Annotated in this window: 15 protein-coding genes; 5 read left to right on the top strand and 10 right to left on the bottom strand. The window is 74.6% G+C overall.

Going from position 1 to position 20,158, the window contains the following annotated elements:
* Positions 1 to 27: 27 nt before the first annotated feature.
* From B446_RS29120 to B446_RS29100, 5 genes are all read right to left on the bottom strand, one after another.
* Positions 28 to 1,593 (bottom strand): VWA domain-containing protein, encoded by a 1,566-nt coding sequence (locus B446_RS29120; RefSeq protein ID WP_020943020.1) that lies wholly within the window; start codon positions 1,591 to 1,593, stop codon positions 28 to 30.
* A gap of 34 nt (positions 1,594 to 1,627) precedes the next feature.
* A complete protein-coding gene (locus B446_RS29115) occupies positions 1,628 to 4,033 on the bottom strand; it encodes a serine/threonine-protein kinase (RefSeq protein WP_020943019.1) in 2,406 nt (801 codons plus the stop codon).
* A 419-nt stretch (positions 4,034 to 4,452) separates the two neighbouring features.
* Positions 4,453 to 6,093: a trypsin-like serine peptidase gene (locus tag B446_RS40830; protein ID WP_020943018.1), complete on the bottom strand. Its 1,641-nt coding sequence runs from the start codon at positions 6,091 to 6,093 to the stop codon at positions 4,453 to 4,455.
* Positions 6,094 to 6,158: 65 nt separating this feature from the next.
* Positions 6,159 to 6,680, bottom strand: coding sequence for a TIGR03668 family PPOX class F420-dependent oxidoreductase (locus B446_RS29105; RefSeq protein WP_020943017.1), 522 nt, complete (start codon positions 6,678 to 6,680; stop codon positions 6,159 to 6,161).
* Between the two features lie 91 nt (positions 6,681 to 6,771).
* The gene (locus B446_RS29100) at positions 6,772 to 7,422 is read right to left on the bottom strand and encodes a phosphoribosyltransferase (RefSeq protein ID WP_020943016.1); all 651 of its coding nucleotides are present in this window, start codon (positions 7,420 to 7,422) and stop codon (positions 6,772 to 6,774) included.
* A gap of 257 nt (positions 7,423 to 7,679) precedes the next feature.
* Between B446_RS29100 and B446_RS29095 the strand changes: the two genes are divergently transcribed.
* Both B446_RS29095 and B446_RS29090 read left to right on the top strand, forming a co-directional pair.
* A complete protein-coding gene (locus B446_RS29095; RefSeq protein ID WP_052352197.1) occupies positions 7,680 to 8,462 on the top strand; it encodes a polysaccharide deacetylase family protein in 783 nt (260 codons plus the stop codon).
* 93 nt (positions 8,463 to 8,555) lie between these two features.
* A complete protein-coding gene (locus tag B446_RS29090) occupies positions 8,556 to 8,996 on the top strand; it encodes a hypothetical protein (RefSeq protein ID WP_020943014.1) in 441 nt (146 codons plus the stop codon).
* A 73-nt stretch (positions 8,997 to 9,069) separates the two neighbouring features.
* Here B446_RS29090 and B446_RS29085 read toward each other — a convergent pair whose 3' ends face one another.
* From B446_RS29085 to B446_RS29065, 5 genes are all read right to left on the bottom strand, one after another.
* Complete coding sequence (locus B446_RS29085) at positions 9,070 to 10,224, bottom strand: XdhC family protein (RefSeq protein WP_020943013.1); 1,155 nt, start codon at positions 10,222 to 10,224, stop codon at positions 9,070 to 9,072.
* Positions 10,225 to 10,271: 47 nt separating this feature from the next.
* Entirely contained in the window at positions 10,272 to 11,729 is a 1,458-nt protein-coding gene (locus B446_RS29080; protein WP_020943012.1) for an NCS2 family permease, read from the bottom strand.
* 211 nt (positions 11,730 to 11,940) lie between these two features.
* Entirely contained in the window at positions 11,941 to 14,325 is a 2,385-nt protein-coding gene (locus B446_RS29075) for a xanthine dehydrogenase family protein molybdopterin-binding subunit (RefSeq protein WP_020943011.1), read from the bottom strand.
* Between the two features lies 1 nt (position 14,326).
* Positions 14,327 to 14,908 (bottom strand): (2Fe-2S)-binding protein, encoded by a 582-nt coding sequence (locus B446_RS29070; protein WP_020943010.1) that lies wholly within the window; start codon positions 14,906 to 14,908, stop codon positions 14,327 to 14,329.
* Entirely contained in the window at positions 14,908 to 15,801 is an 894-nt protein-coding gene (locus B446_RS29065) for an FAD binding domain-containing protein (protein ID WP_020943009.1), read from the bottom strand. The genes B446_RS29070 and B446_RS29065 overlap by 1 nt, the downstream gene beginning before the upstream one ends.
* 346 nt (positions 15,802 to 16,147) lie before the next feature.
* Between B446_RS29065 and B446_RS29060 the strand changes: the two genes are divergently transcribed.
* From B446_RS29060 to B446_RS29050, 3 genes are all read left to right on the top strand, one after another.
* A complete protein-coding gene (locus B446_RS29060) occupies positions 16,148 to 17,821 on the top strand; it encodes a PucR family transcriptional regulator (protein WP_020943008.1) in 1,674 nt (557 codons plus the stop codon).
* A gap of 151 nt (positions 17,822 to 17,972) precedes the next feature.
* Positions 17,973 to 18,755, top strand: a complete 783-nt coding sequence (locus B446_RS29055) for a hypothetical protein (RefSeq protein WP_043479323.1) — start codon at positions 17,973 to 17,975, stop codon at positions 18,753 to 18,755.
* Positions 18,756 to 18,893: 138 nt separating this feature from the next.
* Positions 18,894 to 19,460, top strand: coding sequence for a DUF2231 domain-containing protein (locus B446_RS29050; protein ID WP_020943006.1), 567 nt, complete (start codon positions 18,894 to 18,896; stop codon positions 19,458 to 19,460).
* The last annotated feature ends 698 nt before the right edge of the window (positions 19,461 to 20,158 follow it).

Genomic DNA, 20,158 nt, shown 5'->3' with positions numbered 1-20,158 from the left:
CATCGAGTCCTCCTCATCGAGTCCTCCTCATCGGGTCCTCCTCAGCGGCCGTCCGCAGTCGCCGCCGCAGTAGACCGAGTCCGCGGGGCCGATCCACCCGCAGTCGGGGCACTCGATGAGGCCGCCGGGCCCGGCGGGGGCGGGGTCGTCGGTGCCGGGCGGGTCCGGCGGTACGGGCGGGGGCTGCCCGGTGGCCGGCGGTTCCGGTGGTGTGGTCACGGCGCTGGAGAGGATCAGGTGCTGCCAGTCGACGTCCTTGAGGCCGTCGCGGAACCGTCCGGTGCCCGGCGCGGCCTCGACCCGGGCGAGCGCGCCCAGCAGGTGGGCGTCGCCGAGTTCCCTGGCCAGGGCCAGCGCGTGGGTGAGCCGCCGGTCGGCCTCGGCCCGGCCCTCGGCGCGGCGCAGCCAGGCCCGGTAGGCCCGGCCGACGGCCGCGCTGGCCTGCTGGTACAGCTGGTGGCGGTGGATCGCGGGGTGCGGGCGGGAGGCGTCGAGCGGGTTGTCGGTCCAGTGGACGAGGACCGGCCGGGGCGCGGGCAGCCGCACGGTGCGCCCGAAGTCGGGGACGACCACCTCGACGGCGGCGAGCTGGAGGTCCTCGCCGGTGGCGCGGCCGGTCGGATCGGCGCTCAGCACGACCTGGAAGTGCCGGGTCTCCTCGCCCCAGGCCCGGGTGACGTACTCGGTGCCGCGTCCCCCGGACTCCGGTACGGCCGGCGGGAGTTCCTGCTCGCCGGGCACGACCTGCTTGACCTGGCGGATCACGGTGCCGGCGGTCGGGGTAAGCCGGATGCGCAGCTCGGGCAGCGCCTTTCCGAGCAGTCCGCTCACCAGCGTCTCGTACACGCCGGTGAGGTCCGCCTCGCGGCGGACCGCGCCGGCCCGGCCGTGCAGTCGGCGGGTGATGCGCAGCAGCAGGTCGGCGTCCCAGTCGTCGCCGATGCCCCACGCGTCGCAGACGAACCGGCCGTCGCAGGCGTCCAGGGCGGTGTCCAGCGGCATGGCGGCGCGGTGGTCGTGCTCGTTGCGCCCGTCGGTGAGCAGCAGGACGTGCTTGACGGGCGCGCTCTGCCCGCTCAGCAGCCGCCGGGCCAGGTCGAGCCAGTGGCCGATGGCGGTGCCGCCGTCCGCGTCCAGGATCCGTACGGCGCGTTCGGCCGCCGCGCGCTCCGCGGGCCCGGCGACGGCCATGCCGTCGTGGCCGGGCCCGGGGTGCACCACGGTGGCGTCGAACCGGCCGGAGAGCACGGCGAACGCGCTGCCCTCGGGCAGCAGCCGCAGGGCGGCGGCCGTGGCGTCCTTGGCGGCGCGGAGTTTGGCGGCCGGGTGCAGCATGGAGCGGGAGGTGTCGACGATCAGCACCTCGGCGAGGGCGGGTCCGGGCGGGTGGGCGGCGCCGGTGACGGGATCCGTGCGGTCGGCGGCGCGTGTCACCCCGATCTCCAGGATGGCGTGCATCTCCCGGTCGCGGGACTGCCCGGGCGCGTCCGGTACGGCGGGCAGTTCCTTGTTCTGCCCGACCTCCAGGGTCACCACGACGTCCCCGGCGTGCCCGGTGTGCTCGGCGCCCCCGGCGTACTCGGCGGTGCTCACGGCCGCGCTCCCCTCGCTTCCCGGTCCGTCGTTCTCAGAAGGTGGTCATCGGCCGCACGGCGTGGGCCAGGTCGAGCAGCCGGCCGTGTTCGTCCGCGGTGCGCGCCTGTCCGGCCAGGTGCCTGAAGGACTGCTCCAGCAGGGTGCGCAGGGCGTCCTCGGTGCCCGGTCCGAGCAGGTCGCCCGTGGGGAACTCCCTGGGCCCGGCTCGCTCCTGGAGGCCGTGCAGCACGTTCTCGCGGACCTCGGCGACCAGCCGGGCCCGTGACTCGCCGTCGGTGGCGCCGCCGTCGAGGTGGAGTTCGGGGAGCCGCCGTTCCGCGTCCCGCAGGTCGGCGGGCGACGGCGCCCGGCCGGCCAGGAGGCCGGCGCGGATGCGGACGGCCGCGATGCGCGCGGTGTCGTAGTGGCGGGAGGTGGCGGGGACGTCGTCGAGGACGCGTACGGCGGCGTCGCGGTCGCCGGCCGCCAGGTGGCCGCGGGCCAGGCCGAACGCGGCGGCGGTGTGCGCGAAGTCGCGGGCCCACACGGCCTCGTAGTACGGCATCACCCGGTCCGTGGGCCCGCCGCCGTGCTCGGCGCAGTGGCCGAGGGCGAGCTTGGGCACGTACTCGCCGGGCAGCGCTCGGTGGACGGCCTCGAAGCACTCGCCGGCCTGCCGGACCTCCGCCCTGCTCAGGTGCAGGACGCCGCGGTGCCAGGCGATGCGCCAGTCGTGCCCGGCGGCCCGCTCGCCGAGCAGGGTGACGGCCTCGGCCAGCCAGCTCTCCGCCGCGGCCTGCTCGCCCCGGCGCAGGTAGGCGCGGCACAGCCACAGCGCGGTCTCGGGGGTGCCGAGGCGGGACTCGCGGGTCCACTGCCGGGCGACCCGGTCGGGCGCGTCGGGCGAGAAGGTGTCGAGCAGGAGGGCGGCGCCGTCGTCGGGGTCGGGCACCGGGGCCGGGAGCGCGCCGGCGGCCTCGGCGGGCGGCGGCGGGGAGACGTCCAGGACGGCGGGGAGCGCGCCGGGACGGGCGGTCCAGTGGTCGAGGGCGGGGATGGCGCCGAGCCCGGCGTCCAGACCGGCGTCGGTGGCGCGGAACCGGGTGGACGCTTCGGGCAGTTGCTCGCCGAACTGGAGGGACCGGTACTCGCGCAGCACCTCCCAGAGCTGGCGGGACATCTCGGCGGCCGAGCGGAACCGGGCGCGCGGGTCGGCGTGGGTGGCGCGGTGGACGAGGCGGCGGAAGGAGTCGGGGGCGAGGCCGCGGGCCGGTTCGGCGCTCTCGGCGAGGCTCTGGAGGGTCGTGCCCACGGTGTAGAGGTCGCTGTCGACGTGCCAGCCGCGGTTGTGGATCTCCTCGGCGGGCGGGGCGAAGGACCTGGTGAAGACGTAGGCGGAGGTGCGGTCGCCGATGGCGCGGACCGCTCCGAGGTCGACGACCTTGATCGCGCGTCCGAAGTGGATGACGTTGGACGGCTTCATGTCGCAGTAGAGCAGGCCGCGTTCGTGCATGTACTGCAGGGCGCCGAGGATCATGCAGCCGTAGGTGAGGACGTGGTCGAGGCGGGGGCGGCCCTGGAAGATCCGCTCGGCGTCGTCGCTGTGGAAGAGCCGCTGCAGGTCGCGCCCGGCGATGTAGTCCATCACCAGGTAGCCGGTGGGGGTGCCGCCCTCGGCGGCGTGCTCGGCGTAGGTGACGAGGCGGACGATGTCCGGGTGGTGCAGGTCGGTGAGGGAGCGGCGCTCCTCCACGGCGTTGCGGCGGGCGAGCGCGTCCTGGGCGTCGATCAGGCCCTTGAGGACGACGCGGTGGCCGTCGGCGCGGGTGTCCTCGGCCAGGTACACCCAGCCGAGGCCGCCGCGGGGCAGGCAGCCGAGGACCCGGTAGTGGCCGTCGACCACGTCGCCCACGACGAGCTGGGGCAGGAAGGAGTAGCGGGTGCCGCAGCGGGGACAGCGCCCGGTGGCCCGGGCCGGCTGGCCGCCGTAGCCGACCCCGACGGTCATGGTGCAGCCGTTCGCGCCGCAGCGGCGGCCTCCGGTGAGCGGCCGGGGGTCCTCGACGAGCAGCCCGTCACCGGGGGCGGGTACGTCGGGCAGCCGCACCAGCCCGTGCTGGTCGAGTTCACCGACGCCGGCCACGGCGTGGACGGGCACGGGGACGGGCCGTTCCGCGGTGGCGGACGGCTGTCCCGGGGCGGGTTGCCCGGTGATGGTGGGCCGCTCGCCCGGGGCGGACTGCTCGACGGCGGTGGGCCGCTCGCCTGGCATGGGTTGCTCGGCGGCGGGCCGGCTGCCCGGAGTGGGCTGCTCGACGGCGATGGGCCGCTCGCCCGGGGTGGACTGCTCGACGGCGATGGGCCGCTCGCCCGGAGTGGGCCGCTCGACGGCGGTGCGGCGCTCGCCGGGGGCGGCCGGGGGTGCCGGGTGGGTCGTGCGCGCCCGGTGCGGCGGCACGGGCTGCGGCCCGGAGCGCGCCTCGGACGGGGCCCCCGAACTGGACCGGGCCGCCCCCTCGGGCGCTGCCCCCGAGTGCGGCGAGTGGGACCGCGCCCGCGAACGCGCACCCGAACTCGCCTCCTGCGACGGTCCCGACCAAGGCTCCGAACGCCGCTGCCCCGGGGGCTCGGACCCCGACTCCCCCGGGTACTCGCGCCGCGTCTGCCGCAACGTCTCGGGCCGCGTCCGCCCCAGGGACCCGGGCGGCGACGGGGCGGGGGGCGCTTCGGGACGCGGCTCCGGCCGTGGCTCCGAGCCCGGCTCAGGCCGTGGCTCCGGGCGCCGCTCCGGGCGCGGCTCCGCATGCCGGTGGCCGCAGGTACCGCAGTATCCGGTGGCCATGATGTGGCCCGCGCAACCCGGGCGGAGGCACGCCGTCATCGGCCGCCCTCCGCTCCGGGAGCCGTGCCGGAGCAGAAGCCGACGAACCGCCGGGCGGCGGCCTCCGCCTCGTCCACGTCGCAGGGGGTGTGGCGCAGCAGGGACAGGGCCAGTTCGTAGAGGCGGTAGGCGTCCTCGACCCGGTCGCCGCCCTCGGATGCGGCCCGTTCGCGGCACAGCGGCCACTCGGCGGTGACGCGGCCGAGGAGTTCGTCGCGGCGGCGCAGCCGCTCGTCGAGGAGGGCGACCGCCCGCTCCAGGCGCCGCCGGCGGCGGCCCGCGGCGCCCTCGAAAGTGAACAGGAGGTCGGCGTGGCGGGGATCCGCCTCCCGTTCGGGGGTGTGCGCGACCCAGGCGCGCAGCAACCGGGTGCGCCGTACGCCGGAGTCGGCCCGGTCCAGCAGGTGCCGGGTGCCGGGGGCGGGCAGCACCCGGTCGCGGCGGTCTTCCAGGGCGGGCCCCAACTCGTCGACGATGTGGTCGAGTTCGCGGTGCAGCCGGGCCCAGCGTTCGCCGAGGGGCCGCTCGACGAAGGACGCGGCCGCTCGGTCCGCTTGGTCGCCCCGCCCGCGGAAGACCAGCAACAGCCGGGCCCCCTGCCGGGCGAGCCGGTCGAGCAGGCCGAGCAGGGCGTCGGGTTCGGCCGCCCGGTCGACTCCGACGAGGACGGCGGCGAGGGGGACGCGCAGCGCGCCGAGCCGTTCGGGCCGGGGTTCGCCGCGGATGCCCAGCCGTGCGGCGATGCGGTCCGTCACCTGAGCGGCCGTCATGTCGCGTACGTCCAGGGCGAGGTCGTGACCGCCGGCCGGGGGCACGGTCTCGGGCGGATCCTGACCGAAGGCGCTGGTGTTGCGCTGGGTGCGCAGTTCACGGTCGGCCAGGGTGACGGCGCGGGAGAGGGTCCAGGCGCGGTCGCTGCGGGCGGGGACGACGGTGACGAGCACCGGCCAGCCCTCGCCCCGGAACCAGGAGGCGAGTTCGGTGGCGAACGGCACGTCGAGCCGGTCGCCGCCGCCGGGCGCGCCCGTGCGCAGCGACGGGTCGACGGCTTCGGCGCCGTCGGTCCAGGCGGCGACCTGCGGCAGATGGCTGAGGATGGTCTCGGTGGGGCTCATGTAGCTGAACAGGGAACCCGGTCCCTCGTCGACGCTGAGGACGATGCCGATGACCTCGTCCGTCTCGTGGTCCACCACTCCCCCGCCGCTGAAGCCGATCTCCGCGAGTTCGCCGGGGGTCTCCGGGCGCAGTTGCACCTGATGGTCCCGGCCGCGGGCGGCGACCAGCGTGGCGCCGTGCCAGCGGCCGCCGTCGTCGCCCACCGGGAAGCCGTACATGCTCACCGGTCCGTGCGGCGCGGCGAGCCGGTAGAGCCGGGTGGTGTGGGCGGCGGGCAGGGGCTCGGCCAGCCGCAGCAGGGCCAGGTCGCCGCTGCGGTCGCCGAAGGTGTCCCGTTGCTGCGGCACGTACTCGTCCTCGCGGACGGTGGCCGCCACCCCGGGTACGCCGGGCACGCCGACGAAGTGGACGACGTACGCCTGTCCGGGCCGGACCACATGGGCGGCGGTGAGCACGCGGTCGGGGGCGAGCAGCACCCCGGCACCCAGGACCCGCCCGTCCGGCTCCTCGATGCGGGCCACCCAAGGTGGCGTCCGTAACCGCGACTTGACGGCTCGCTCCCCCGTGCGCGTCATGTCACCCGAGGTTACTCTTCGTGCGTTTCCGGTACCACTGGTGTGCACGGGGTTCGGCGGCCGGAGGGCTCCGCGCGCGCCTGCCAGCCGCTCCAGCGCCGTACGGTGACCGCGATCACCGGGCCGGCCGGCGGATCGTCGCGGTACTGCGGGTACTTGGCGCACAGCAGTCCGACGGCACGCGCGTGGGCCTGTCGTACGGCCGGGTCGGCGGCGCCGGGCGTCAGGACGCTCGCCTCGCCGTCGGCGCGGACCCACCACAGGTGGTCCCAGTCCTCGTCGTAGGCGTCGGCGAGCAGGCAGACCGCCGGGTGTGCGGCGATGTTGCGCAGCCGCTTGAGCCGGGCGGTGGTCTTCGGCTTGTGGTCGACGGCGGTCACGATCCGGTCGGCGGCGCCGGTGCCCTCGGCGCTCACGGTGACGCAGACGACCGGCACCTGGTGCGGCCGGCCCGCCTCGTCCACCGTGGCGAGCCGGGCCACCCGGGCGGCGGTGAACCGGCGCCGCGCCTCCGCCTCGGCCAGCTCCGGCATCCTCCGCTCCTCTCGCTCCCCGAACCCCTGAGTACCCGGCTCCCCGGCACTTCGGCTCCCCGGCTGCCCGGCTGCCCTCCCGCCCGGCTCGTCACCGAGGGTGCAGCGCGTCGAGTACGCCGAGCACGTCCGCGTCGGTGAGTTGCTCGAAGTCGTCGTACCACTGGCCGACGGCGCTGAACGCGGCCGGGCGCAGCGGGCACAGGACGGTGTCGGCCTCGGCGGCGAGCCGGTCGAGGGAGTCCGGGGCGCCGACCGGGACGGCGAGGACGAGCCGGGCGGGCGCCCGGCGCCGTACGTGCCGCAGCGCGGCGCGTGCGGTGGCGCCGGTCGCCAGGCCGTCGTCGACGACGATCACGCTGCGGCCCTCCACGCGCGGCGGCGGGCGGTCGCCGCGGTAGCGGCGCTCGCGCCGGTCCAGCTCGCGCCGTTCGCTCGCCACGGCCGGGGCGAGCCGCTCCTCGGTCAGGCCGAGCTGTCCGAGGGTGCCGGGGTCGAAGAGGGGCGGGTCGCCCGCGGCGAGGGCGCCGACGGCGAACTCGTGGTGGTGCGGTGCGCCGATCTTGCGGACGACGAGCACGTCGAGCGGGGCGTCGAGCGCGCGGGCGACGGGTTCGGCGACGGCGATGCCGCCGCGGGGCAGGGCGAGGACGACGGGGTCGGGCAGTCCGTCCCGCTCGCGCACTTCGCTCAGCAGGGCGGCCAGTCGCCGTCCGGCCTCGGCTCGGTCCCGGTAGCGCATGGGCTGCTCCTCCCGCCTGCCGGCGTGCTGCCCTCCCCGCACCTCCATGGTGCTACGGCGGCGCACCGGGCCGCCGTGCGTGGCGTGCCGGGCCGCCGTGCGTGGCGTGCCGCGCCGGGTCGCCGCACCGGGATTCCAAGCGGTGACCGGTCCTCACGCATTCGAACGCGTGAGCTATACACTCTGTGTATAGTCCCGGCATGGCTCTTTCGCGTTCCTCCGAGAAGAATCCGGCCTCGCCGCCCGCACACAGGAAGATGCGCGGACCCGGCCGAAGGTTGCGTCTGTCCGCGCTCGCGTCCGCCGCCGCCTGTCTGGCGCTGACGGTGTCCGGCTGCGCGCAGGTCAGCACGACCTCGCCCGCGTCGGCGCGCGCCGAGGCCGGGCACGGGGGCGCGCACGGGGCGCAGGCGGCCCGGCTGGGGACGGTGGACTGCCGCGAGGCCAAGTGCATCGCGCTGACCTTCGACGCCGGGCCCAGCGAGAACTCGGCCCGGCTGCTGGACATCCTGAAGGAGAAGAAGGTCCCGGCCACCTTCTTCCTGCTGGGCAAGCGGCACATCGACACGTATCCGGAGCTGGTCAAGCGGATGGCGGCCGAGGGGCACGAGGTGGCGAGCCACACCTGGGACCACAAGATCCTCACCCGCATACCGGACGCGCGGATACGCGAGGAGCTGAAGCGTCCCGACGACGCGATCGAGCGGCTCACCGGGCGCAGGCCGACGCTGATGCGCCCGCCGCAGGGCCGTACCGACGCCGACGTGCACCGGATCGCCAAGGAGGAGGGCCTGGCGGAGGTGCTGTGGAGCGTGACCGCGAAGGACTACACGACCGAGGACTCGGCGCTGATCACCAAGCGGGTGCTCGACCAGGCGTCCCGGGACGGGATCATCCTGCTGCACGACATCTACCGGGGCACCGTACCCGCCGTCCCGGGCATCATCGACGCCCTGAAGGCCCGCGGCTACGTCTTCGTGACGGTGCCTCAGCTGCTCGCGCCGGGCAGGGCGGAGCCGGGCAAGGTGTACCGCCCCTGAGGCGGCGGCCCGCGGGCGGCGCGGCCATGGGCCAGACAGGTGACCCGTGGCCGAACGCACAGGTCGGCGGCGCCGATTGCCTACGATCGTGCCGTGCCCTTCTTCTCTCTCGAACGCACCGTGCCGCTCTCCGTCGAGGAGACCTGGCGCCGGCTGACCCGATGGCCCCGCCACGGTGACGCGGTCCCGCTGACCCGGGTCACCTCGGTCCCGCCCGGACCGACCCGCGAGGGCACCCGCGTCGTCGCCCGGTCGGGCCTCGGCCCGCTCGCCTTCGAGGACCCCATGGAGGTCACCGTCTGGCGGCCGCCGGTGGACGGCGAGCCGGGGCTGTGCCGCCTGGAGAAGCGCGGCCGGGTGATCCTGGGCTGGGCGCAGATCGAGGTCCGCCCGGGCCCCGGCGGCCGCACCCGCGTGGAGTGGCAGGAGGATCTGCGTATCCGCTTCCTGCCGAGCCTGTTCGACGACGTCGTACGGCACACCTCTCGCACGGTGTTCGGCCGCGCCCTCAACCACCTGCTGCGCCGGCCCTGACGGGGGCTGGTCGGGGTACCGGTCAGGGGGCGGCCGGTTCCCGCGTCACCGTGGCGCCCGCCCGGCCGGCCGTTCAGGCCACCGAGCCGATCCTGCGGCCCGTGGGCCGCTTGGCGCGGTCGTGGTGGATGGGGGTGTGCGCGCCGGTCAGGGAGACGCCGCTGCCGCCGCGCCGGTTCGCGACGATCTCGGCGGCGATGGACAGGGCCGTCTCCTCGGGGGTGCGGGCGCCGAGGTCGAGGCCGATCGGGGAGCGCAGGCGGGCGAGTTCGAGGTCGCCGACGCCGACTTCGCGCAGGCGTTCGTTGCGGTCCAGGTGGGTGCGGCGGGAGCCCATCGCGCCGACGTAGGCGACCGGCAGCCGCAGGGCCAGCCGGAGCAGCGGTATGTCGAACTTGGCGTCGTGGGTGAGGACGCACAGCACCGTGCGGGCGTCGACCTCGGTGCGCTCCAGGTACCGGTGGGGCCACTCGACGACGATCTCGTCGGCCTCCGGGAAGCGGGCCGGGGTGGCGAACACCGGGCGGGCGTCGCACACGGTGACGTGGTAGCCGAGGAACTTGCCGACGCGGACCAGCGCCGAGGCGAAGTCGATGGCACCGAAGACGATCATGCGAGGGGCGGGTACCGAGGACTCCACGAGGAGGGTGAGCGGGGCGCCGCAGCGCGAGCCCTGCTCCCCGATCTCCAGGGTGCCGGTGCGGCCCGCGTCCAGGAAGGCGCCGGCCTCGGCGGCGACGGTGCGGTCCAGCTCGGGGTGGGCCCCGAAGCCGCCGTCGTGGGAGCCGTCGGGCCGGACCAGGAGGGCCCGGCCCATCAACTCGGCCGGGCCGTCCACGACCCGCGCGAGCGCCGCCGCCTCCCCTCGCGCGGCGGCGGCCAGCGCGGCGGCGACCACCGTCCGGGCCGGACCGTCCGCCCGGACCGGCACGACGAGGATGTCGATGACGCCGCCGCAGGTCAGGCCGACGGCGAAGGCGTCCTCGTCGCTGTACCCGAAGCGTTCCAGGACGGTCTCCCCGTCCTCGAGCGCCTGTCGGCACAGGTCGTACACGGCGCCCTCCACGCAGCCGCCGGAGACCGAGCCGATCGCCGTGCCGTCGGCGTCCACCGCGAGGGCGGCGCCGGGCTGGCGCGGGGCGCTGCCGCCGACGGCCACCACGGTGGCGACGGCGAAGTCGCGGCCCTGCTCGACCCACCGGTTCAGCTCGTCGGCGATGTCCAGCATCTGTCGGTCTCCTAACGGGGTTGCGTGGCAGGGGTGTTCGGCGGCCGCTAGTGGACGCCGAGCCAGCCCTCGATCGGGTGGAGCGCGAAGTAGACCAGGAAGACGACCGTCAGCCCCCACATGAAGGCGCCGATCTCGCGCGCCTTGCCCTGGGCGGTCTTGATGGCCACGTAGGAGACGACGCCCGCGGCGACACCGGTGGTGATGGTGTACGTGAACGGCATCAGCACGACCGTCAGGAACACCGGGATCGCGGTGGCGCGGTCGGCCCAGTCCACGTGCCGGGCGTTCATCAGCATCAGGGCGCCGATGACGACCAGGGCGGCGGAGGCGACCTCCTGCGGGACGATCGCGGTGACCGGGGTGAAGAACAGGCAGGCCGCGAAGAACAGTCCGGTGACGACGGAGGCGAGTCCCGTGCGGGCCCCTTCGCCGACGCCGGTCGCCGACTCGATGAAGACGGTCTGGCCGGAGCCGCCCGCCACACCGCCGATGGCACCGCCGGCGCCGTCGATGAACAGCGCCTTGGACAGGCCCGGCATCCGGCCCTTGTCGTCGGCCAGTCGAGCCTCCGTACCGACGCCGATGATGGTGGCCATGGCGTCGAAGAACCCGGCGAGCACCAGGGTGAAGACGATCATTCCGACCGTCATGGCGCCGACCTTGCCCCAGCCGCCGAACTCCACGTGCCCGAAGAGCGAGAAGTCGGGCATCGAGACCGCGCTGCCGTGCAGTTCGGGCGCGCCGTTGGCCCACTGCTCGGGGGCGACGACGCCGAGTCCGTTGAGGACGGCGGCGACGACGGTGCCGGAGATGATGCCGATGAGGATGGCGCCGGGGATGTTGCGGGCCTGGAGCATGAAGATCAGCAGCAGGGTGCCGGCGAAGAGCAGGACCGGCCAGCCGGCGAGTTCACCGGCGGGGCCGAGGGTGACCGGGGTGGCCTTGCCCTGGTGCACGAAGCCGGCCTTGTAGAAGCCGATCAGGGCGATGAACAGGCCGATGCCCATGGTGATGCCGTGCTTGAGCGCGAGCGGAATCGCGTTCATGATCATCTCGCGCAGGCCGGTGACGACCAGCAGCATGATGACGACGCCGTACATCACGCACATGCCCATGGCCTGCGGCCAGGTCATCTGTGGGGCGACCTGGGAGGACAGGACGCCGGAGACGGAGAGGCCGGCGGCGAGGGCGAGCGGCACCTTGCCGACGAAACCCATCAGGAGCGTGGTGAAGGCCGCCGCGAACGCGGTCGCGGTGATCAGCGCCTTCTGGCCGAGCGTGTCCCCCGCCGCGTCCTTGCCGGACAGGATCAGGGGGTTGAGCAGGAGGATGTACGCCATCGCCATGAAGGTGGTGACGCCGCCACGGACTTCGCGCGAGACCGTGGACCCTCTTCTGGATATGTGGAAGTACCGGTCGAGCCAGGACCGCCCTGCCGGGACGCGGGTTCCGTCACCCGCGTCGTCGGCTGCGGTCCTGGGCTCCACTGACTGCTGGGTCATGGGGGCCATCTCCCAAGGTTCAAAGGGGCACCCGCGCAACCGCCTTTACGGGCGCGGGATTTGGGAATGGACGACCCGGGGGACGGCCCGAGACGAACGTGTTGCCTGGTACTTCAAGGCCGCGAGCGGTGCGGAACTCGAAGGAGGGTTCCCCCGGGCGGCGCTGCGGAGTGTGTGACGTTCCCTGCGCCGCCCGGAGTGCTTTTCGGTGTTACGCGGTTCCCGTGAGGTGCTCGGGCCGTACCGGAGTGCGGTTGAGCTCCAGCCCGGTCGCGTTCCTGATCGCCGCGAGGACGGCCGGGGTGGACGACAGGGTCGGGGCCTCGCCGATGCCGCGCAGCCCGTACGGGGCGTGGTCGTCGGCGAGTTCGAGCACGTCGACCGGGATGGTCGGCGTGTCGAGGATGGTGGGGATCAGGTAGTCCGTGAAGGAGGGGTTCCTGACCTTGGCGGTCTTCGGGTCGACGATGATCTCCTCCATCACCGCCACGCCCAGGCCCTGCGTCGTGCCGCCCTGGATCTGGCCGATGACGGAGAGCGGGTTGAGCGCCTTGCCGACGTCCTGGGCACAGGCCAGTTCGATGACCTTGACCAGGCCGAGCTCGGTGTCGACCTCGACGACCGCGCGGTGCGCGGCGAAGGAGTACTGGACGTGCCCGTTGCCCTGGCCGGTGCGCAGGTCGAAGGCCTCGGTCGGCCGGTGCCGCCATTCGGCCTCGACCTCGACGCTCTCGCCCTCCAGCACGTCTGCCAGGTCGCCGAGGACCTCGCCGCCGTCGGTGACGACCTTGCCGCCCTCCAGCAGGAGTTCGGCCGTCGCCCAGGCCGGGTGGTAGGTGCCGAACTTGCGCCGGCCGATCTCCAGGACCTTCTCGCGGACCAGCTCGCAGGCGTTCTTCACGGCGCCGCCGGTGACGTACGTCTGCCGGGAGGCCGAGGTGGAGCCGGCGCTGCCGACCTGGGTGTCGGCGGGTCGGATGGTCACCTGGGCGACGCCGAGCTCGGTGCGGGCGATCTGCGCGTGGACGGTGACGCCGCCCTGGCCGACCTCCGCCATCGCGGTGTGCACGGTCGCGACGGGCTCGCCGCCCACGACCTCCATGCGCACCTTGGCCGTCGAGTAGTCGTCGAAGCCCTCGGAGAAGCCGACGTTCTTGATGCCGACCGCGTAGCCGATGCCCCGTACGACGCCCTCGCCGTGCGTGGTGTTGGACAGGCCGCCGGGCAGCTGCCGTACGTCCGCGCCCTCGCTGGACTCCCACTGGCGCTCGGGCGGCAGCGGCATCGCCTTGATCCGGCGCAGCAGTTCGGCGACCGGGGCCGGGGAGTCGACCGGCTGTCCGGTCGGCATGATCGTTCCCTGCTCCATGGCGTTGAGCTGCCGGAACTTCACCGGGTCCATGCCGAGTTCGGCCGCCACCTTGTCCATCTGCGCCTCGTAGGCGAAGCACGCCTGGACGGCGCCGAAGCCGCGCATGGCGCCGCAGGGCGGGTTGTTGGTGTAGAGGGCGATGGCCTCGATGTCGACGTCGTCGACGACGTAGGGGCCGACCGACAGGGAGGAGGCGTTGCCGACGACGGCCGGGGAGGCGGAGGCGTAGGCGCCGCCGTCCAGGACGATCCGGCACTTCATGTGGGTCAGCTTGCCGTCCCGGGTGGCGCCGTGCTCGTAGGAGAGCTTGGCCGGGTGGCGGTGGACGTGCCCGAAGAAGGACTCGAACCGGTTGTAGACGATCTTCACGGGCTTGCCGGTGCGCAGCGCCAGCAGGCAGGCGTGGATCTGCATGGACAGGTCCTCGCGGCCGCCGAACGCGCCGCCGACGCCGGACAGCGTCATGCGCACCTTGTCCTCGTGCAGGCCGAGGACGGGGGCGATCTGGCGCAGGTCCGAGTGGAGCCACTGGGTGGCGACGTAGAGGTGGACGCCGCCGTCCTCCTCGGGCACGGCGAGGCCGGACTCGGGGCCGAGGAAGGCCTGGTCCTGCATGCCGAAGGTGTACTCGCCCCTGACGATCACGTCGGCCCGGCGGGCGGCCGCGTCCGCGTCGCCGCGGACGATCGGCTGGCGGTGCACGATGTTGGGGTGCGGGACGTGCCCGGCGTGGTGGTCGTCGCGGCCCTCGTGGACGAGGATCGCGTCCGGGGCGGTGGCGGAGGCCTCGTCGGTGATGACGGGCAGTTCCCGGTACTCGACCTTGATCTTGGCGGCGGCGCGGCGGGCCGTCTCGGGGTGGTCGGCGGCGACGATCGCGACCGGTTCGCCGTGGTGGCGGACCTTGCCGTGGGCGAGGACCGGGGTGTCCTGGATCTCCAGGCCGTAGTTCTTCACCGCGGTGGGCAGGTCGTCGTAGGTCAGGACCGCGTAGACGCCCGGGGTGGCCAGGGCCTCGCCGGTGTCGATGGAGACGATCTCGGCGTGCGCGACGGTGGAGCGCAGGATCTGGCCCCAGAGCATGTCCTCGTGCCACATGTCGGACGAGTACGCGAACTCGCCGGTGACCTTGAGGGTGCCGTCGGGGCGGAGCGTGGACTCGCCGATGCCGCCCTTGGTCTGCGAGCCCTGCGTGATCTTCGTAGGAGCGCCGTTCGCAGGCATGTCAGACCCCCTCGGACTGGCGGGCGGCGGCCAGGCGGACCGCGTCCATGATCTTCTCGTAGCCCGTGCAGCGGCACAGGTTGCCCGACAGTGCCTCACGGATGTCCGCGTCGGTCGGGTTCGGGTTGCGCTCCAGCATCTCGTCGGCGGCGACGAGCAGGCCGGGGGTGCAGAAGCCGCACTGGACGGCGCCGGCGTCGATGAACGCCTGCTGGATCGGGGCGAGTCCGGTGCCCTCGCCGGTCTGCGAGTCGGTGCCCCCGGCCTGCCGGCCCTCGGCCTCGTCCGGGGTGGTGCCGCAGGCGCCGCTCGCGCAGCCGCCCTCGGCGCGCTGCCGGGCGAAGTCGGCGAGGCCCTCGACGGTCACGATGTCCCGGCCCTCGGCCTGGCCGGCCGCGACCAGGCAGGAGCAGACCGGTACGCCGTCCAGGCGCACGGTGCAGGAGCCGCACTCGCCCTGCTCGCAGGCGTTCTTGGAGCCGGGCAGGCCGAGGCGCTCGCGCAGCACGTACAGCAGGGACTCGCCCTCCCAGACGTCGTCGGCCTCCTGCGGACGTCCGTTGACGGTGAAGTTGACGCGCATTACGCAGCTCCCTCAGATGCGCGGCGGGCGCCGCGGTACGACTCCCAGGTCCAGGTGAGCGTCCGGCGGGCCATCACACCGACCGCGTGGCGGCGGTAGCTCGCGGTGCCCCGGACGTCGTCGATCGGGTTGCAGGCGCCGGAGCACAGCTCCGCGAACTGCTTGGCGACCGACGGGGTGATGATCTTTCCGTTGTCCCAGAAGCCGCCCTCCTCCAGGGCCGCGTTCAGGAACTCCTCGGCGGCCTTGGCCCGTACGGGCGTGGGCGCGGCCGAGCCGATGCCGGTGCGCACGGTCCGGGTCCCGGGGTGCAGCGCGAGGCCGAAGGCGCACACGGCGATCACCATGGCGTTGCGGGTGCCGACCTTGGAGTACTGCTGCGGGCCGTCGGCCTTGGCGACGTGCACGGCGCGGATCAGCTCGTCGGGCCGCAGGGCGTTGCGCTTGACGCCGGTGTAGAAGGCGTCGATCGGGATCAGCCGGGTGCCGCGGGCCGCCGACTCCACCTCGACCTCGGCGCCCGCCGCGAGCAGCGCGGGGTGGGCGTCGCCGGCGGGCGAGGCCGTGCCGAGGTTGCCGCCGACGCCGCCGCGGTTGCGGATCTGCGGGGAGGCGACCGTGTGCGAGGCGAGCGCCAGGCCCGGCAGCTCGGCCCGGAGGTTCTCCATGATCCGGGTGTACGGGACGGAGGCGCCCAGCCGTACGGTGTCCTCGCCGACCTCCCACTCGTAGAGGTCGCCGACGCGGTTGAGGTCGAGCAGGTACTCGGGCCGGCGGTGGTCGAAGTTGATCTCGACCATCACGTCGGTGCCACCCGCAATCGGCACAGCGGTGGGGTGCTCGGCCTTCGCGGCGAGCGCCTCCTCCCAGCTGGCGGGGCGAAGGAAGTCCATGACCGGCTCTCTTCTTCGTCTCGTGAGTCGTTACAGATGAGCCAATCCGTGTGCGGCGGTCCCGGCTCGTTCATGTGCTGTTAACGCGGAGTGGACTCAGTACACCGCTCCGTACTCCAGCGGGGTCAGTCACCGAAACCATGAAGGAGTTGGCTGGCCACGGCGGGCATCTTGTAGATTCGTATGAACAGAGGTCATCGGTTACCTCTCCGATTTCCCCGGGACACACGGGATGCGGCCCGGACGGCCCCGTCCGGACGGCCCGCGCACCCGCGCACCGGGTGCCTCACGGGTCCCCCCACCGGGATTCATCGTAGTTTTCGAGACAAAGGACGGCGGCGACGAGATGCGGCTGCGCGCACTGCTGGACACCGACGCGCTGGGGCTGCGGCTGCTCGGCGGCGAGGACGAGCTGGACCGCTCCGTACGCGGGGTCATGACCACCGACCTGCGCGACCCGAGCCGCTACCTCTCCGGCGGGGAGCTGGTGCTCACCGGCCTGGCCTGGCGCCGGGACGCCCACGACTCCGAACCGTTCGTACGCCTCCTGGTGCAGGCCGGGGTGGCGGCGCTGGCGGCGGGCGAGGCCGAGCTGGGCGATGTGCCGGACGACCTGGTCCTGGCGTGCTCACGGCACCGGCTGCCGCTGTTCGCGGTGCACGAGTCGGTGGCGTTCGCCTCGATCACCGAGCACGTCGTACGGCAGGTCTCCGGCGAGCGGGCCGGCGACCTGGCGGCGGTGGTGGACCGGCACCGCCGGATGATGACCTCGGGCCCGGCGGGCGGTGGCCCCGACGTGGTGCTCGACCTGCTCGGCTCCGACCTGGACCTGCGCGCCTGGGTGCTCTCGCCCACCGGCCGGCTGATCGCGGGCTCCAAGCTCGGCGGTCCGGCGCTGCCCGCCGAGATCTGCGCGGGCCTGGCCGCCGAACACCTGGCCGCCGCCCGCACGGGACGCCGCGGGCCGCACCGTGTGCCGCTCGCCGGGACGACGTACTCCCTCTTCCCGATCCGCTCCTCCGGACGCTCCCCGCAGGCCGCCCGCGACGTGCGCGAGTCCGTGCTGTCGGACTGGCTGCTGGCGGTCGAGGCGGACGCCGGGGACTGGCCGGAGGAGCGCCTCGACCTGCTGCAGGGCGTCACCCAGCTGATCGCCGTCGAGCGGGACCGCCGTGACGCGGCGCGCACCGTCCGCCGCCGGCTCGCCCAGGAGGTGCTGGAGCTGGTGCAGACGGGTGCCGCGCCCGCCGAGATCGCCGCCCGGCTGCGGGTCGCGGCGCCGGTGCTGCTGCCCGGACTCGGCGCGGCCCCGCACTGGCAGGTGGTCGTGGCCCGGGTCGAGTGGGAGGGCGACGAGGTCGAGGGCGGTCCGGTGGCGCAGTCGCTGCTGGAGGAGATCCTGGTCGACCCGCTGGCCACCGGCCCCGAACCCTCGGACCGGATCGCCGTCGCCCACACCGGCGACGAGGCGATCGCCCTGGTCCCGCTGCCCGCGATGGCCGCCGAGCACGACGGCTCGGAGCCCGGCCTGCTCGCCGACGCGCTGCTGCAGACCGTACGGGAGCCGCTGTCGGCGGGCCTGAACGACGACGGGCGGCTCACCCTCGGCGTCAGCGCGGCCGTGCACTCCGCCGAGGGGCTGCGCGGTGCCCTGGAGGAGGCCCGGCACGCGCGCCGGGTCGCCGCGGCCCGCCCCGGCCGGGTCTGCGCGGCCGGCCACCAGGAACTGGCCAGCCACGTGCTGCTGCTGCCGTTCGTCCCGGACGACGTCCGCCGCGCGTTCACGGCCCGGCTGCTGGACCCGCTGAAGGACTACGACCGCCGCCACCGCGCCGAGCTGATCCCGACCCTGGAGGCGTTCCTCGACTGCGACGGCTCCTGGACCCGTTGCGCCACCCGGCTCCACCTGCACGTCAACACGCTGCGCTACCGGGTCGGGCGGATCGAGCAGTTGACGGGGCGTGACCTCTCGCGCCTGGAGGACAAGCTGGACTTCTTCCTGGCCCTGCGCATGAGCTGAACCCGGCGGGGCGTGACGCCGGGCGATCAAGTCACGCCATCGGGCCCCTACTTTGTGAAAACTTTCACCCACCCTCTTGGCCCGGCACCGGCATTGGTGCTGGAATGCCGCCACCACTCAACAGCTCAACGGCGTGCTCGGGGAGGGCAACGTGGCGCATTCCGCCATGTCTGGTAATGGAACGACCGCCGGTGACGATCCACTCCAGACCGCGGTATGGCGGTTGCGCTCGCGGGCCTGCTGGGCCGACGCGGCGGCCCTGCTGCCACCGGACACCCCGGCCCTGGCCCTGCAGCGGGCTGCGCTGCTCGTGGAGCGGTGCCTGTACACCGAGCGGGGCTGGGAGGAGGCGGAGGACGCCCTGCGCACGGCCGAGGCGCAGGCGCACACCGACGAGGAGCGCGGGGCGGCCGCCTGCGAACGCGGCCAGCTCGCCTACGCGGCCACCCTGCACGGGGTGCGCGACCGGGCGGACGAGGCGCGGGCCGCGCTGGGCCGGGCGGCGGCGCTGATCGCCCCGGGGGCAGCTGGCCGGGCACTGCTGGACTTCCGCCGGGGCCTGCTGGCCGAGAACCTGGCCCGCTCCCCGCAGGCGGCCCGTGCGGCCTACCGCCGGGCGCACGCGGGCGCCACCGCCCAGGCCGACCCGCTGCTGCTCTCCTTCACCTGGCGCCATCTGGCCGGACTCGCGCTGCGGGACGGGGAGTTGACCGAGGCGCGGCACGGCTTCGCCGAGTCCCTGCGGATCCGCGAGGAGCTGGGCTACCTGGTGGGCACGGCCCCGGCGCTGGCCTCCCTGGCGGACGCGGAGTCCGAGCCGGAGGCGTCCCGGCTGCGGGAGGAGGCGGGACGGCTGTTCCGGCTGCTGGGGGGCGTACCGACCTGGCTGGCTCGCCAGTTGGCGCCGCCCGCTCCGGGGGCGGCCACGGCCTAGCGGGGGGCGGGGTGGCGGGGCGAGGGCATGACGTCGTGGCGCGAGGCGGCCGTGCCCGGGGGCGCGCTCAGAGGCAACTGAGAGCTTCCTGTGCCAGGCTGGCGCGCCCCGAGTCCCACCCCCCTCAGGAGTGCTCCCGTGAGTCTGGTCAACGGCCTGCCGGCCCATGTGCTGCTGGTGCACGTCGTCGTCGTGCTGATACCGCTGACCGCGCTGGCGCTGGTGGCCGCCGCGATATGGCCCCGGGCGGCCCGTCGGCTGGGGGTGCTGCTGCCGGCGCTCGCCTTCGCCGCCCTGGTCAGCGTGCCCCTGACCACCCAGGCCGGCGAGTGGCTCGAGCGGCACGTCGAGAGCGACGCGCTGGTCCGGCGGCACACCGAGCTGGGCGACGGGCTGCTGCCCTGGGCGCTGGGCCTGTTCGTCCTGGCGGCGGTCGTGTGGTGGACGGCACGCGGCACGAAGAGGGCGGTCCCCGGCGCGGACCCGACGGTCGCGGCCGGCTCGGCGGACGCGGTGGACACGGCGGGTTCGGCGCGCGGTAGCCGGGCGGCGGCGCTGCCGGTGCGGATCGTGGTGGCCGTCCTGTCGCTGGCCGTGGCGGCCGGGGCGGTCGTCGACGTGTACCGGATCGGCGACTCCGGCGCGAAGGCCGCCTGGCACGACGCCTATTCGAAGAGCGCGCACGGCTCGCAGGACGGTTCCTGACCGCCACGGCCCGGGGCCGGGGAACCGGAGCCTGGACGTGGGCGACCCGTACGCGGGCACGGGACGCGGGCCCCGGACGTAGGAGCGTCACGCCGCGCCCGGGAGCGGGACACGGACCCGGCCGCGGGTGCGTCAGGCCGCGCCCGGGAGCGGGACGCGAGACCCGGACGCGGGACCCGGGCCCCGGACGTAGGAGCGTCACGCCACACCCGAGAGCGGGACGCGAGACCCGGACGCGGGACCCGGGCCCCGGACGTAGGAGCGTCACGCCACACCCGAGAGCGGGACGCGAGACCCGGACGCGGGTGCGTCAGGCCGCGCCCGGACGCGGGACCCGGACGACCGGGGCGCGGCTCGGGAGCGGAACCCGGGGCGCGACGCGGGACACGGGTCCGGGCCTGGACGCGGGTGCGTCACGCCGTACCCGGAGCGGAACGCGGACGCGGGCCAGGCAACGGAACGCGGCCGCGGAACCCGGAGCGGAACGCTAGGCCCGGACGCGGGACGCGAAGCCCGGACGCGGGACGCGAAGCCCGGACGCGGGACGCGAAGCCCGGACGCGGGACGCGAAGCCCGGACGCGGGACGTCGTAGCGTCGGGCCGCGCCGGCGAAGTGTTCGCCGACGCGTCGCGCACGCGTAACCCGGAAGCGGGACGCAAGGCCCGAAGCGCGACGCGCACGCGGAACCCGGAGCGGG

Origin of the sequence: Streptomyces collinus Tu 365, assembly GCF_000444875.1 — a bacterium.
GTDB classification, from domain to species: domain Bacteria; phylum Actinomycetota; class Actinomycetes; order Streptomycetales; family Streptomycetaceae; genus Streptomyces; species Streptomyces collinus_A.
This window is presented reverse-complemented; position numbering and strand designations above follow the sequence as displayed.

Bases quoted from the DNA above. Each gene is read 5' to 3' on its own strand.
- B446_RS29060 (WP_020943008.1), top strand. From the start codon at position 16,148: ATGCGGCTGCGCGCACTGCTGGACACCGACGCGCTGGGGCTGCGGCTG.
- B446_RS29105 (WP_020943017.1), bottom strand. From the start codon at position 6,680: ATGCCGGAGCTGGCCGAGGCGGAGGCGCGGCGCCGGTTCACCGCCGCC.
- B446_RS29075 (WP_020943011.1), bottom strand. From the start codon at position 14,325: ATGCCTGCGAACGGCGCTCCTACGAAGATCACGCAGGGCTCGCAGACC.
- B446_RS29085 (WP_020943013.1), bottom strand. From the start codon at position 10,224: ATGCTGGACATCGCCGACGAGCTGAACCGGTGGGTCGAGCAGGGCCGC.
- B446_RS29095 (WP_052352197.1), top strand. From the start codon at position 7,680: ATGCGCGGACCCGGCCGAAGGTTGCGTCTGTCCGCGCTCGCGTCCGCC.
- B446_RS29100 (WP_020943016.1), bottom strand. From the start codon at position 7,422: ATGCGCTACCGGGACCGAGCCGAGGCCGGACGGCGACTGGCCGCCCTG.
- B446_RS29070 (WP_020943010.1), bottom strand. From the start codon at position 14,908: ATGCGCGTCAACTTCACCGTCAACGGACGTCCGCAGGAGGCCGACGAC.
- B446_RS29080 (WP_020943012.1), bottom strand. From the start codon at position 11,729: ATGACCCAGCAGTCAGTGGAGCCCAGGACCGCAGCCGACGACGCGGGT.
- B446_RS29065 (WP_020943009.1), bottom strand. From the start codon at position 15,801: ATGGACTTCCTTCGCCCCGCCAGCTGGGAGGAGGCGCTCGCCGCGAAG.